General features: G+C 70.7%; 9 protein-coding genes and 1 pseudogene. 2 read left to right on the top strand and 8 right to left on the bottom strand.

Annotated features, from left to right (window positions below):
* Positions 1–279: 279 nt before the first annotated feature.
* From ACFXGX_RS13480 to ACFXGX_RS13465, 4 genes are all read right to left on the bottom strand, one after another.
* Positions 280–1,758: a DUF4173 domain-containing protein gene (locus tag ACFXGX_RS13480; protein WP_384789409.1), complete on the bottom strand. Its 1,479-nt coding sequence runs from the start codon at positions 1,756–1,758 to the stop codon at positions 280–282.
* 986 nt (positions 1,759–2,744) lie between these two features.
* Positions 2,745–3,674 carry an ADP-ribosylglycohydrolase family protein gene (locus ACFXGX_RS13475; RefSeq protein ID WP_384789303.1) on the bottom strand — a complete coding sequence of 310 codons (930 nt, stop codon included), beginning with the start codon at positions 3,672–3,674 and terminating at the stop codon, positions 2,745–2,747.
* Complete coding sequence (locus tag ACFXGX_RS13470) at positions 3,664–4,347, bottom strand: histidine phosphatase family protein (protein WP_384789300.1); 684 nt, start codon at positions 4,345–4,347, stop codon at positions 3,664–3,666. The genes ACFXGX_RS13475 and ACFXGX_RS13470 overlap by 11 nt, the downstream gene beginning before the upstream one ends.
* Positions 4,348–4,474: 127 nt before the next feature.
* Positions 4,475–5,080 carry a YdbC family protein gene (locus tag ACFXGX_RS13465; protein ID WP_384789297.1) on the bottom strand — a complete coding sequence of 202 codons (606 nt, stop codon included), beginning with the start codon at positions 5,078–5,080 and terminating at the stop codon, positions 4,475–4,477.
* A 154-nt stretch (positions 5,081–5,234) separates the two neighbouring features.
* Between ACFXGX_RS13465 and ACFXGX_RS13460 the strand changes: the two genes are divergently transcribed.
* The gene (locus ACFXGX_RS13460; RefSeq protein ID WP_384789294.1) at positions 5,235–5,768 is read left to right on the top strand and encodes a TerD family protein; all 534 of its coding nucleotides are present in this window, start codon (positions 5,235–5,237) and stop codon (positions 5,766–5,768) included.
* Positions 5,769–5,888: 120 nt separating this feature from the next.
* Here ACFXGX_RS13460 and ACFXGX_RS13455 read toward each other — a convergent pair whose 3' ends face one another.
* The 3 genes from ACFXGX_RS13455 to nrdR form a co-directional block, all read right to left on the bottom strand.
* Positions 5,889–6,569: a DUF6215 domain-containing protein gene (locus ACFXGX_RS13455; RefSeq protein ID WP_384789291.1), complete on the bottom strand. Its 681-nt coding sequence runs from the start codon at positions 6,567–6,569 to the stop codon at positions 5,889–5,891.
* Positions 6,570–6,825: 256 nt separating this feature from the next.
* Positions 6,826–9,726: a vitamin B12-dependent ribonucleotide reductase gene (locus ACFXGX_RS13450; protein ID WP_384789288.1), complete on the bottom strand. Its 2,901-nt coding sequence runs from the start codon at positions 9,724–9,726 to the stop codon at positions 6,826–6,828.
* Between the two features lie 162 nt (positions 9,727–9,888).
* On the bottom strand, positions 9,889–10,440 hold the full coding sequence (gene nrdR / locus ACFXGX_RS13445; protein WP_384789285.1) for a transcriptional regulator NrdR: 552 nt from the start codon (positions 10,438–10,440) through the stop codon (positions 9,889–9,891).
* A gap of 519 nt (positions 10,441–10,959) precedes the next feature.
* Between nrdR and lexA the strand changes: the two genes are divergently transcribed.
* Positions 10,960–11,736: a transcriptional repressor LexA gene (gene lexA / locus ACFXGX_RS13440; protein ID WP_384789282.1), complete on the top strand. Its 777-nt coding sequence runs from the start codon at positions 10,960–10,962 to the stop codon at positions 11,734–11,736.
* A 752-nt stretch (positions 11,737–12,488) separates the two neighbouring features.
* Here lexA and ACFXGX_RS13435 read toward each other — a convergent pair.
* A pseudogene (locus tag ACFXGX_RS13435) lies at positions 12,489–14,318 on the bottom strand (ATP-dependent DNA helicase); the annotation flags it as partial.
* Positions 14,319–14,439 lie beyond the last annotated feature (121 nt).

Below are 14,439 nucleotides of genomic sequence, written 5' to 3'. Positions count from 1 at the left end.
TCCCCCCCCCACCGCCCGCTCAGCCACCGCGAGCGCGGGGGGGGGCTCGGGCGGTGCCTCGCCCCCCCCGGGGCGACCCCGGTCCGGCCCTCCCCAGTCCGGCCGACCACGGTCCGGCCGACCACGGTCCGGCCGACCACGGTCCGGCCGTCCGCGATACGGCCGTCCGCGATATGGAGCCGACGGCGCCTGTAGTACCCGTGACGCCGGTAGTACCAGTGACGCCGGTAGCGCCGATGACGCCGAAGACCGGCCCCGTCGAGCGTCGGACGAAGGCCTTCAGCGGTACTCGGGGACCTCTGTAAGCGAGTTGCACACGGTCTCGTTGACGGACGCGGCGGGCGGGTCGTCGCGGAGGATGTCCCGGGCCCGGGCCTCACCCCAACTGGTCGCGTACCAGGGCGTGTCGCCCTCGCCCAGGTCGTCGGCGATCGCTCGCAGCACGCAGGACCGCGTCGGCTCCTCGAGCTTGTCGAGGGCCGGTACGGCGTCGGCCGACAGATCGCGGGCGTACAGGATGTCGAACTTGCCCGTGTCCTCGTACCGCTGGACGTTGCTCTCGGCGATCAGGCTGTCCGGCGACATCAGCCCGAACGCGAGGACGCCGACCGCCGCACTGGCCGCGACGGCGCGGGGCAGCCAGCGGGCACCCCACACACCGGCCGCCATGATGAGCACGATGACCAGGCCCAGCCACAACTCCCCGGCCAGCACCGAGATCCTCAGCCGCGTCAGCCCATAAGCCTCCACATACATGTCCATACGTCGCACAGCGGATGCCACGACAACGAGCGCCAGCGCGCAGAGAGTTCCCAGCACACCCCGCACCAGCTTCCCGTCGCCGGCGCCGTCCCTCGGGGCCCAGCGCAGCGCGAAGACCACGACGAGCAGGGTCAGCAGTGTGACGATCAGGAGCTGCCAGAAGCCCTGGCGCGCGTACTCGGCGTACGACAGGCCGGTCTTCTTCAGCACGGCGTCGTAACCGCCGAAGAGGACGACGAGCTGAACCGCGTTGAAGGCCGCGAAGAGCACCGTGAGCACGATCAGCGGGAGGGCCCACTCGACACGGTTGCGCGGGCGCCCGGGGCGCACCACGACACGGTCCAGCCGCACCGGCGCGGCCGCCGTGTGGGCCACGGCCAGCGCCACGACCAGGCCCGAGAGCAGGAGCACCACGCGCACGGGTCCGCCGGTGACCGAGGTGTCCGGCACCAGCTCGCTGAGCAGATCGGCGAAAGCGGCGTCGGCTCCGGCGAACAGGGCGCCGAAGACCAGGAGCAGGACCGCGCTCACCACGAACGCGCGCAGACCGACGCCGACCCCGCGACGGGCGCCGCCGAATCGTTCCCGCAGCCCGCGCCAGCCCCAGGTGATGCCGGTGATCACCGAGTTCACCACGCCGACGGGGCCGAGCAGGATCGCGGGCCAGGTGCGGCCGCCGTTCAGCGCGAGCGAGCCGAGCCCGATCGCCGCCGTGACGGCCAGGAACGACGGCCAGTCCGCGTCCCGCAGAGCCGGCACGGCCAGCAGACCGATGCCGCCGATGCCCCAGACCAGGCTCCACGCGCGCGGGCGGCGCCTCGCGGCCCGGCCGGCGAAGTACGCGCCGAGCGCCGCGGGGATCGCGACCAGCAGGAGGTTGATCCCGAGACCGCCGTCGAGGAGCAGCATGCTCAGCAAGCCGGTCGCGAGCACGGCCCACAGCGTGGGCGTGCGCACCGGGGCGGGCGACGTGACCCACAGCTCCGGCGACCACACGTCGGGGGCGGCCGACGGGCCCGCCTTGGGGGTCCTCGCCCGCGACGGCCGGGCGGACTGGTGCCGCACTCCGCCGACGGCCCCGGCACCAGCCCCGACCACGCCGGCTGCCCGCTCGGGCGAGGGCTCGGCACCGGGCCCGTGCGCGACACCGGTCACCTCGCCGTCCCCGGGCGCGCCCGCCCCTCCCGGACCGTCCGCATCCCGAGGCTCCCCCGCGTCCTCAGACGCATCCGCGTCCTCAGACGCATCCGCTCCCTCGGCCCCGCCCTCACCCCCGGGCTCGTCCGCGCCCCCCGACGCGTCCGGATCCGTGGAGTCCGTGGAGTCCGTGGGCTCCTGTGTCTCCGTGAGCCGGGGCACGGCTCCCGGAACCTCCTCGCCGGCCTCGGGTCTCTTCCGCTGCGCCGATGGCCCGTCTCCGGGCTCGGGCGTGGACGGTATGTCGGACAAGGGATCCCCTCCCAGCCGGTCACCGGGCAGCCCGGATCACGCCGCTGGGGCGGAGGGGCTGTCAGCCGGTGTTTCGTCGGCACACGCCCGTCATGATCAACGAGCGGCGTGGCGCACAGGGTATCCAGGGGCCATGCGGCTCACTACGGCGCCGAGGGGCTGTAGCAAGCCTGTGACACAGCCCGGCGCCCCCTCCTGCGCCCCGCCCGGGCCGGTCCTCCCAGGACCACCCCGGAGCCCGCCACACGCGGCGTCCGAACTCCTCCGCAAGGCGTCCCCGACGAATCCGAGAAGCCCGGACGAATCCCCTTGGCTCCTTGCGACCGCCGTACGCCCCGACAGTCAGCCGACGGCCGGACTCGCCCCGCAAGCCGCTCGTCGGCGATCACACCATCGCCGTACCACCGGCACGCAGCCGACGGCGGGTCCCGCCGTACGCCCGGCACACAGCCCGACGGCAGGCTCCCCGCCAGCCGCTCTTCGGCGACCGCACCACCAGCGGGACGCCCCGGCACACAGCCGCCCGGTACGCCCTACACGCCGCCCGCGCTGTCCCCCGACGCGACCCCAGGCAGCCAGTCCGGCAGTGCCTCCGTCGCTTCCAGCCATGCCCCGGGGGGTGCGCCGGCCTTTCCGGAGGCGATGACGCCGCCGACGATGGAGCAGTTCGTGTCCACGTCGCCGCCGACCTGGGCGGTGGCCCAGAAACCCTCCTCGTAGTCACCGAGGGCGCGGGCCGCGGACCAGAGGGCGAAGGGAACGGTGTCGTGTGCCGACGTACGCCGTCCGCAGCCCAGCACGGCGGCCACGGTCGCGGCGTCCCCGTAGTCGAGCATGTCGCGGGCGCGCCTCAGTCCGGCTCCCACGGCGCTGCGCGGTACGAGCGCGATGACGCCGTCCAGCAGGGCCTCGGCGCTGGGCGGGCCCGCCGGGTCGGCGGCCAGGGCCGCGGCCGCGGCGACGGCCATCGCGCCGACCACGGCCTCGCGGTGCTGGTGCGTCGGATAGGCGGAGATCTCCGCCTGGTGGGTCGCCTGCTCAGGGTCGTCCGCGTACCAGGCGCCCAGGGGAGCGATCCGCATCGCGGCGCCGTTGCCCCAGGAGCCCTGTCCCTTGAAGAGCGCCGACGCGAGCTCGCGCCAGTCACCACCCTCCCGGACGAGTCGCAGCAGCCGGTTGACCGCCGGGCCGTAGCCGCGGTCGAAGTCGTGGTGGTCGGCGAAGGAGTGGGCCAGCGCGTCCTGGTCGACGCGGTGGTGTGTGGCCAGGACGGCGACCACGGAACAGGCCATCTCGGTGTCGTCGGTCCACTGCCAGGGGCGGGGCGGCAGCTCTCGGCGCTTGAGCAGGGGGTAGTTCGCGGGCACGAAGAACTGCGAGCCCAGCGCGTCTCCCACCGCGAGTCCGCGCAGGCTGGCGAGGGCGCGCTCGAAGCGCCCGTCGGGAGAGGTGTCAGCGATCATCGCCCTGCCACTCTATCCGGTGGCTCCGAACGACTTCCGGATCGCGCCACTGCTCGAAGGGACGGTCGAGGGTGTACCGGCCGTCCTCCCCCAGAACGAGCATCCTCACCTCCGCGTTCCCCGGGTTGGAGAGCGACTCGAACTCGGCGACCGTCCAGTGGAACCAGCGCATGCAGAACAGCCGCATGGCCAGGCCGTGGGTCACCAGGAGCACGTTCGCCGGGTGGTCGGGGGCCTCGAAGCTGCGGTACAGGCTCTCCAGGAAGCCGCCGACCCGGTCGTACACGTCGGCACCGGACTCGCCTTGCGCGAACCGGTAGAAGAAGTGCCCGTACGCGTCGCGATAGGCCTTCTGGAGGCGTACGTCGTCACGCTCCTGCCAGTTGCCCCAGTCCTGTTCGCGCAGTCGAGGCTCCTCCCTCACCCGTACGAGCTCGGGGTCGAGGTGAAAGGCGCGGAAGGTCTCGTGGGTGCGGCGGTAGGGGGAGACGTAAACGCTTACGCGCTCCCTTCCGAAGAGCTCGCGCAGCCGCTTGCCGGTGTCCTCCGCCTGCTGCCACCCCGTCTCCGTGAGCGCCAGTGCGTGGTCGGGCTCGCGTTCATAGACGGTGTCATCGGCATTGCCCACCGACTCGCCGTGCCGGACAAGGACGATGCGCCGTGGTCGTGCCATGCCAAAACCCTAGATCGTGCCGGCCCTGTTCGAGCGGTCGTACGGTCACATAAGGCGCAGGTCACACCGTTCCGGCAGCACAGGTCACACTCTCCCGCACATCAGTTCGGCCGACGGGAGGGTGCCGTCAGACGATCCAGCCGGGTTCGAGCTGTACGACATCTCCCGCGAGCGCGGCTATGTCGGCCTCGAGCTGGGCGCGGAGAGCCAGCCGCTCCAGCCGCTCGGCGCGGTATTTTCCGTGCTCGGCGGCCGACCGCCACATGGACAGGACCAGGAACTCACTGCCGGGCGCCTCGCCGAACATGCCCCGGACCATGCCGGGCGAACCGGCCATCGCGGGATTCCAGACCTTCTCCTGCATCAGGGCGAAGTGTTCCGCGCGTTCCTCGTGGACACGGCAGTGCGCGACCCGGACCACGTCGGAGTCCGTGAAACGCGGCTCGAAGCCCGTCTTCACGTCGAAGCGGTAGTCGAACAATTTGACCTGAGAGTCCTTGAAGGTGCCGGACTGCGACGCGGCGAGCCGGTCGTGGGACCGGGCCATGAAGGAGTCGTAGAAGGCGCGGCTCTCCCAGAACGAGAAGATGTGCGCGACACCGGTGCGCCCCACACTCCAGCCTCCCCCCTGTCCCCGGAATCCCGGCTCCCCCAGAAGCCCCGCCCACTTTCGCTGCCCCCGTTCGAAACCGCGGCGGTCGACCACGGTGCAGCGAATCCACTTGACCAGCACCGCGCCATCGTAAGGCCCCGGAACGTGGCGCCGGTCACGCTCTGGCGGAGTGGATCCGGGCGCATGCCCCGGCGTGCGTGGCACGATGGACAACCGGCCCTACTCTCAGGGGAGTTGGACCGGTGACTGTTGAGGAACGGGGAGGGGACATCCGGTGAACGGTCTCAACAAGGGGATCCGCAAGGCCGAGTTGGCAATCAAGTGGGACCCCAGTCCCGTGGGCGAGCCCGCGACCGATCTCGACATCGTGGCGGCGACGTATCTGGCGTCCGCGCCGAACGGCAACCCGGACTACGTGGTGTATTTCGGCAGCCGTTCGCCGGACGGCACGATCTATCTGAACCGCGACAGCAAGGACGGGAAGGGCTTCGGCTGGGACGAGGTCATGACTCTGGAACTCGACCGCCTCGACAGCCGCTACGCGCGCGTGGTCGTCGGTGTCCTCATCCAGCAGCGCACCGAGGCACGGACGTTCGTCGGTGTTCTGAACCCCGCCTTCCGTCTGCGCGAGGGCTACACCGTCCTGACCCAGGGCGACTTCGGCGACGTCCTGGGTTCGACGGCCGCGACCATCGGGGAGTTCGTGCGCGACCACTCCGGTGAATGGACGTTCCACGCGGGCATCCACGGCTTCGACACCGACCCGGCGACCTTCGCGAGGATCATGGGCAGCCCGCAGGAGGCGTGAGGCACAGCCCAGCGCCGTCCGGTCCACGCTGTGCCGGCCGTTCGGACCCGGCGCCGTCCGGTCCGCGCTGTGCCGGCCGTCGGTCCCAGACCCGCCCAGGGCCTGTCCGACGGCGGGTGTTCAGCCGCTCTTCCAGCCGGGGACCGTCGGCAGCACCAGCTCGGCGACGCGGAACAGCGCCGCGTCGTCGGGCGCCACACCGTCCTGACGCCAGACGGAGATCTCGAACGAACCGCCGCCCCCCTTGGCGTCCTTGGCGACCAGCAGGCTGCGGGCGACGCCGCCGGGGCCGCTCTCGGCCTTGCCCGAGCCGAAGCTGAGGGCGATCGTCCGGTCCGAGTAGAGGACCGCCGGGTGGCCCAGGATCTGCCTCGGTTCCGCCTTCGGCAGCAGATCCAGGCCCTGGGCGACGGAGAGCCGGTCGTCCGAGGCCGACAGCTTCACGGAGTACGTCTTCAGCGTGACGTTCGCTTCAGGGCTGGCGATCTTGGTGCCGCCGTCGAGGGTGATCATGCTGTCGTCGCCGTCGGCCGTCCGCGCGTGCTCGTCGGGCGTCCCGAGGAGGGCCGGCAGGTCCGAGCGGTTGAGCGCCTGACAGAGCTGCTCACCGGTGACGCGCTTCGACGGCGGGGCGCCGAGCCGGTCGGAGCACCTGGCCGGGTCGTCGGTGCCGTTGCTGTTCGGAAGGACCCGCGAAAGCCCCCATATGCCCCCCGTGACGCCCGCGACCAGCACCACCGCCGCTACGGCCTGAACCCCCACGTTCAGGCCTCTCTTCGATCCGGCCACCTTGTCGGCCATGTCCCCCGCCCTCCCCTGCACGCTCCGTGCGCGCTGAGGGAGACTAGCCGTTGATCGTTTCGCGGGAAAGGCGAATTCCGCCGGGTCCGCCTCCGGACCTGGCGGCGGGCCCGGCGGGAACGCCGAGGGCGGTGAAGCCGACTGCTCGCTCCACCGCCCTGATCAGCCTTTCACGCCCGGCAGACGCCCGGTGTCAGCCTCGGCCGTTCGCCGAACCCGCTCCCGGTGTCAGCCGCGACCGCCCGTCGGTCCGGCGTCAGCTGCAACCGCTCGTCGAACCGCAGCCCTCGCAGATGTAGCAGGAGCCGGCCCGCTGCATCTTCGTACCGCAGGAGAAGCAGAGCGGCGCGTCGGCCTGGATGCCGAGCTGCATCTCCACCAGCTCGGCGCTGGTGCGGACCTGCTTGAGGGCGGGCTCGGCCACGACCGCCTCGACCTTGGGGGCGGCGACGGCCTTCAGCTCCTGCGCCAGGGGCGCGGACTGGGCCAAGCCCTCGACGTCGAGCTCGTCCTCGGAGGGCTCGTAGGAACCCGTCTCCAGGTGACGCTGACGCTCCTCGGCGGAGTGGATGCCGAGCGCGGAGCGCGTCTCGAAGGGCAGGAAGTCCAGCGCCAGGCGGCGGAAGATGTAGTCGACGATCGACTGCGCCATCCGCACGTCCGGGTCGTCCGTCATGCCGGCCGGCTCGAAGCGCATGTTCGTGAACTTCGAGACGTACGTCTCCAGCGGCACGCCGTACTGCAGACCCACCGAGACGGCGATCGAGAAGGCGTCCATCATGCCCGCGAGGGTCGAACCCTGCTTCGACATCTTGAGGAAGACCTCGCCGAGACCGTCATCGGGGTAGGAGTTGGCGGTCATGTAACCCTCGGCGCCGCCGACCGTGAAGGAGGTCGTGATGCCGGGACGGCCCTTGGGCAGGCGCTTGCGGACCGGGCGGTACTCGACGACCTTCTCGACCGCGGTACGGATGGTGTCCTCGGCCTTGGCCGTGACCGCGTCGGTCGCGGACTTCTCCTTGGTCTTGGCGGAGAGGGGCTGGCCGACCTTGCAGTTGTCGCGGTAGATCGCGAGCGCCTTGACGCCCAGCTTCCACGCCTCGAAGTAGACCTCTTCGACGTCCTCGACGGTCGCCGTCTCCGGCAGGTTGACCGTCTTGGAGAGCGCGCCGGAGATCCACGGCTGGATCGCGGCCATCATGCGGACGTGGCCCATCGCGGAGATGGAGCGCTCACCCATGGCGCAGTCGAACACCTCGTAGTGCTCGTGCTTGAGACCGGGGGCGTCGATCACATTGCCGTTCTCGGCGATGTGGGCGACGACCGCCTCGATCTGCTCCTCCTGGTAGCCCAGGCGGCGCAGGGCCTGCGGCACGGTGCCGTTGACGATCTGCATCGAGCCGCCGCCGACGAGCTTCTTGAACTTGACCAGCGCGAGGTCGGGCTCGAGGCCGGTGGTGTCGCAGGACATCGCGAGACCGATGGTGCCGGTCGGCGCGATGACGGAGGCCTGCGCGTTGCGGAAGCCGTTCTTCTCGCCGAGGCGGATCACGTCCTGCCAGGCCTCCGTGGCGGCGGCCCAGATCGGGGTGTCCAGGTCGTCCACGCGGACGGCCGAGGTGTTGGCGTCGGCGTGCTGCTTCATGACGCGCTGGTGGGGCTGCGCGTTGCGGGCGTAGCCGTCGTACGGGCCGACGACCGCGGCGAGCTCGGCGGAACGCTTGTACGACCTACCGGTCATCAGGGAGCTGATGGCGCCGGCGAGCGCGCGGCCGCCGTCGGAGTCGTACGCGTGGCCGGTCGCCATCAGGAGGGCGCCGAGGTTGGCGTAGCCGATGCCGAGCTGGCGGAAGGCGCGGGTGTTCTCGCCGATCTTCTCGGTCGGGAAGTCGGCGAAGCAGATGGAGACGTCCATCGCGGTGATGACCAGCTCGACGACCTGGGCGAAGCGCTCGACGTCGAAGGACTGGTGGCCCTTGCCGTCGTCCTTCAGGAACTTCATCAGGTTCAGGGAGGCGAGGTTGCAGGACGTGTTGTCCAGGTGCATGTACTCGCTGCACGGATTCGAGCCGTTGATACGACCGGACTCCGGGCACGTGTGCCAGTGGTTGATCGTGTCGTCGTACTGGATGCCCGGGTCGGCGCAGGCCCAGGCGGCCTCGGCCATCTTGCGGAAGAGGGACTTCGCGTCGACCTTCTCGATGACCTCTCCGGTCATGCGCGAGGTGAGGCCGAACGTTCCGCCTTGCTCGACCGCCTTCATGAACGTGTCGTTCACGCGGACCGAGTTGTTGGCGTTCTGGTACTGGACGGACGTGATGTCGTCGCCGCCCAGGTCCATGTCGAAGCCCGCGTCGCGCAGGGCGCGGATCTTCTCCTCCTCCTTCACCTTGGTCTCGATGAAGTCCTCGATGTCGGGGTGGTCGACGTCCAGGATGACCATCTTGGCCGCGCGGCGGGTGGCGCCGCCCGACTTGATCGTTCCTGCGGAGGCGTCGGCACCGCGCATGAAGGAGACGGGACCCGAGGCGTTGCCGCCCGAGGAGAGGAGCTCCTTGGAGGAGCGGATGCGGGACAGGTTCAGGCCGGCGCCGGAGCCGCCCTTGAAGATCATGCCCTCTTCCTTGTACCAGTCGAGGATCGACTCCATGGAGTCGTCGACGGCCAGGATGAAGCAGGCGGAGACCTGCTGGGGCTGGGGGGTCCCGACGTTGAACCAGACCGGGCTGTTGAAGCTGAAGATCTGGTGCAGGAGGGCGTACGCGAGCTCGTGCTCGAAGATCTCGGCGTCGGCGGGCGACGCGAAGTACTTGAAGTCCTCGGCGGCCTTCCGGTACGTCTTCACGATGCGGTCGATGAGCTGCTTGAGGCTCACCTCGCGCTGCGGGGTGCCGACGGCACCGCGGAAGTACTTGCTGGTGACGATGTTGACCGCGTTCACCGACCAGAAGCCGGGGAACTCGACGCCACGCTGCTCGAAGTTGACCGAGCCGTCGCGCCAGTTGGTCATGACGACGTCACGGCGCTCCCACTCCACCTCGTCGTACGGGTGCACGCCGGGGGTGGTGTGAATGCGCTCGATGCGCAGTCCCTTGCTGGCCTTGGCTCCGCTCTTCGCGCGGGAACCTCGTGCCGGACCGCTCGCCGTCTCTGTCATGCCGCCTCCCTGTAACAGGCTAAAACGCGCTCAAGTGCCGCGAACTTCCCGTGGCACGGTGTGTGTCTGATGCAGCGCGCGCCGCTGGTACGGCCGTGCGCTGCAAGTCTGTGGTCGCCGCCCGCGGGCGGGCCCGGACACCCCGAAGGGTCCGGTCCGCGGTCAGTCGGCGGCGGTGGCGGGCACGGGAACCTCAGCGGTTCCGCCCGGCCTGTGATCGCTCTCCTGGCACACCACGTCCGGGACGTCGTCGTCCTCGGCGGGGCGCTGATTCACCTGCCTGAGTTCCGCGATGGCGGCTTCGAAGTCGTCGAGCGAATCGAAGGCCCGGTACACGGACGCGAACCTCATGTAGGCCACGAGGTCGAGTTCCTGCAAGGGTCCGAGTATGGCCAGCCCCACGTCGTGGGTGGTCAGCTCGGCGCTTCCGGTGGCTCGCACGGCCTCTTCGACCCGCTGGCCGAGCTGGGCCAGCGCGTCCTCGGTGACAGGCCGCCCCTGGCACGCCTTGCGCACGCCGTTGATGACCTTGATGCGGCTGAAGGGCTCGGTCACACCGGAGCGCTTCACCACCATCAGGGAGCACGTCTCCACGGTCGTGAAACGACGGGAGCAGTCGGGGCACTGGCGGCGCCTGCGGATCGACGTGCCGTCGTCGGTCGTACGACTGTCGACGACGCGGCTGTCCGGGTGCCTGCAGAAGGGGCAGTGCATGGCTCCAACCCTCCTTCACAGCACGACACAGGAACCTCGCGGGACCTCAGGGGCCCCTCGAAGCAGCCTCCAGCATAGGCGATGCCCGAGGGTCGGGAGACCCGGGGGACCACAACTTCTGGGATGCCTTCGCAATCCAACCACTAGATGTGGGGATCGGCTCGTGAAACCGCCCACTCCACGCGTGTCGTACACGTAAGGGCACGTGCCGCACAGGCATACCCATCCCGGACACACGGGGATAGCGTGGTCGACGCACGGAAAAGGGGCCGGTTCCCGGCCGGTCGGCCATCGGATGGCAGACTGGGCGACGGCCCAGGTCAGCCGGTACGGCTGCCGCCTCCGGCGCTGAAGGGTACAGCAATGAGCCCTTTTGTCCGCCAGACGCATCGACAGCCATACACCCAGACACATGCTCACGTCAGGCAATTCGCGGTTTTTCACTCGAACGTGTGTTTGGCGCAACCTTTCGAAAGCAACTACCGTTGTCCAGCAGGGAGACCATCGAGAGGGGCCGACGTGACCACCACCGCAGACAGTGCCACCATCACCGCCCAGGAGCGCTCCCAGGGCCGACTCGAGCCGGTGCATGTGATGAACGAAGCCGCGAATCATGAGGGGCCAAAGCGCTCCCTGCCTGGCCGACCTCCAGGCATCCGGGCCGACAGCTCGGGACTCACGGACCGGCAGCGCCGGGTGATCGAGGTGATCCGGGACTCCGTGCAGCGGCGCGGCTACCCGCCGTCGATGCGGGAGATCGGGCAGGCCGTCGGTCTGTCCAGCACCTCCTCCGTCGCACACCAGCTCATGGCGCTGGAGCGCAAGGGCTTCCTGCGGCGCGACCCGCACCGCCCGCGCGCGTACGAGGTGCGGGGCTCGGACCAGTCGTCGGTGCAGCCGACGGACACGGCGGGCAAGCCTGCCGCGTCCTACGTACCGCTCGTCGGCCGTATCGCCGCCGGTGGCCCGATCCTCGCCGAGGAGTCGGTCGAGGACGTCTTCCCTCTCCCCCGCCAGCTCGTGGGTGACGGGGAGCTGTTCGTCCTGAAGGTCGTCGGTGACTCGATGATCGAGGCCGCCATCTGCGACGGGGACTGGGTGACGGTCCGCCGCCAGCCGGTCGCCGAGAACGGCGACATCGTCGCCGCGATGCTGGAGGGCGAGGCCACGGTGAAGCGCTTCAAGCGCGAGGACGGCCACGTGTGGCTGCTGCCGCACAACTCGGCGTACCAGCCGATCCCGGGTGACGAGGCGACCATCCTCGGAAAGGTCGTCGCCGTGCTGCGCCGGGTGTGACACCGCGACGGGCGGTCCACCGCCCCCGCCCCTGACCGGGCCCCGGAACCAACTGCGCCGGTTCCGGGGCCCTGCGTTTTCTGGCCGGGGGCCTTGACCGAGTCTCCGGGACCGCCGGGGGGACGCCGGGGTCCCGGACGGCCGGGCAGCAGCGAGCGTCGGCAGGCATCCGAGGCCCGGCAGGCACCGGAGGCCCGGACACCCGGGCAGATGCCGGGGTCCGGAACCGCCAAGCAGCACCGGCTCCCGGACCCCCGCCAAGCACCCCGGCGCCCGGGCTGCCCGCCAAGCACCCCGAGCAAGTACCCCGAGTTCCAGGCCGCCCGCCAAGCACTCCGAGTACCGGACCGCCGGGCAGAAACCGGGGTGCCGGAGCGCCGGGGGCATCCGGAATCCCAGAGCGTCAGGCGGACAGCGGTGGTTGCGGAGCGCCGGGCAGGCGACGAGGGCCCGGCGCATCAGGTCGACAGCGGTGCTTCCGGGACCGCCGGGCGGCCACCCGGGGGTCCAGGAGCCTCGGGCGGACAACGGTGGTCCCGGAAAAACGCTGGCCAGAGACCCGAGGTTCCCAGAGCGGTGGTTCCGGGGGCGCCGGGCGGGCGCCCCCGGGGGCCGGGACGTGGCGTCGTTCGTGTTGGCCTCGGGGCGGGGCTGTGCGTTCTCCGGCTCCGTCGACGTGTCGGCGGGGCTACGCGTCCTCCGAATCTGTCGGCGGCGGAACTACGCCTCCTCCAGCTCTGTCGGCGGCGGGGTTACACGTCCTCCGGATCTGCCGGCTCTTCGGTGGGCTGCGGTGTGGGCTCCTCGGTCGTTCTGGCCTTCTCGTCGATCGCCGCGAGGGATCTGCGGACCTGGTTCGGGTCCGTGGTGTACCAGAAGTCGGGGAGCGAGGCCTTCAGATAGCTGCCGTAGCGGGCGGTGGCCAAACGCTGGTCCAGAACGGCCACCACACCCCGGTCGCCCGAGGCCCGGACGAGACGGCCGGCGCCCTGGGCCATGAGGAGCGCGGCATGGGTGGCGGCGACGGCCATGAAGCCGTTCCCCCCGTTCTCCTCGACCGCTTTCTGGCGGGCGCTCATCAGCGGGTCGTCGGGGCGGGGGAAGGGGATCTTGTCCATGACGACGAGCTGACAACTGGCCCCCGGCACGTCCACGCCCTGCCAGAGCGAGAGCGTGCCGAACAGACAGGTCTTCGGGTCGGCCGCGAAGTTCTTGATCAGCTCGCCGAGCGTCTCCTCGCCCTGGAGCAGGATCGGGTACTCGGGGATACGGGTCCGCAGTTCCTCCGCCGCGAGCTGGGCCGCGCGCATCGAGGAGAACAGACCGAGCGTACGGCCGCCGGCGGCCTGGATCAGCTCGGTGAGTTCGTCGAGCATGTCCCCTCGGTCGGCGTCCCGCGCGGGGCGCGAGAGATGCCGGGCGACGTACAGGATGCCCTGCCGGGGGTAGTCGAACGGCGAGCCGACGTCGACGCCCTTCCACTGCGGGATGTCGTCACCCTCCGTGCCCTCGGGCGCGAGCCCCATCGACGCTCCCACGCCGTTGAAGTCGCCACCGAGTTTGAGCGTGGCGGACGTCAGGACGACCGAGCGGTCGGCGAACAGCTTCTCCCTCAGGAGCCCGGACACGTTCATCGGAGCGACCCGGAGCGAGGCTCCGAAGCGGTCGTGACGCTCGTACCAGACGACGTCGTACTCGGAGCCGTTGGCGATGCGCTCCGCCACGGCGTGCACGGACTCGACGGACGCCAGTGCCTGCTTCCGTACGGCGTCCTCGTCCTGGACGGACTTGTCACGGGTGGAGCCGAGGGCGGTGATCACCGTACGGGAGGCGTCGCGGAGCGCCATCAGCGCGTACCCGAGGTCCTCCGGGATCTCCTCCAGACGGCCGGGCAGAGCCAGCTCCATCAGGCGTTCGAAGCCCTCGGCGGCTGTCTGGAGCTGGTCGGCGGCCTTCTCGTTGACGAGCTTCGCGGAGCGGCGCACGGCACGGTTGACCTGCCCCGGGGTGAGCTCGCCGGTGGCTACGCCGGTGACCCGGGAGACCAGCTCATGGGCCTCGTCGACGATCAGCACCTCGTGCTGCGGCAGAACCGGCGCGCCCTCGATGGCGTCGATCGCGAGCAGTGCGTGGTTGGTGACGACGACCTCGGCGAGCTTGGCCCGCTCGCGGGCCGTCTCGGCGAAGCACTCGGCTCCGTAGGCGCACTTCGTGGCGCCGAGGCACTCCCGGGAGGACACCGACACCTGGCCCCAGGCCCGGTCGGAGACACCGGGGGTGAGGTTGTCCCGGTCACCCGTCTCGGTCTCGTCCGACCAGTCACGCAGCCGCAGCAGGTCCTGTCCCAGCTTGCTGGTGGGCGCGGCCGCCTCGAACGGGTCGAAGAGGCCCTCCTCCTCGTCCTGCGGCACACCCTCGTGCAGGCGGTGCAGGCACAGATAGTTCGACCGGCCCTTCAGCATCGCGAACTCGGGGCGGCGCCGCAGCAGTGGATGCAGCGCGTCGACGGTGCGCGGCAGGTCCCGCTCCACGAGCTGACGCTGGAGCGCCAGGGTGGCGGTCGCCACGACCACGGGGAGGCCGGGGGGGGGGCCGGGGGCCCCCGGGGTCGGGGCGCACCCCGACGGCTTCCGGTGGGCGGGGGACACCGCGCGCGCGCCCGCCCGGGCGCCCGCCCCGCCGCTCGACCGGGACAAGCGGGGC

Source organism: Streptomyces sp. NPDC059371 (assembly GCF_042751995.1).
Taxonomy (GTDB): Bacteria; Actinomycetota; Actinomycetes; order Streptomycetales; family Streptomycetaceae; genus Streptomyces.
The sequence above is the reverse complement of the archived record's forward strand: the minus strand, read 5'-3'. Positions and strand labels throughout refer to the sequence as shown.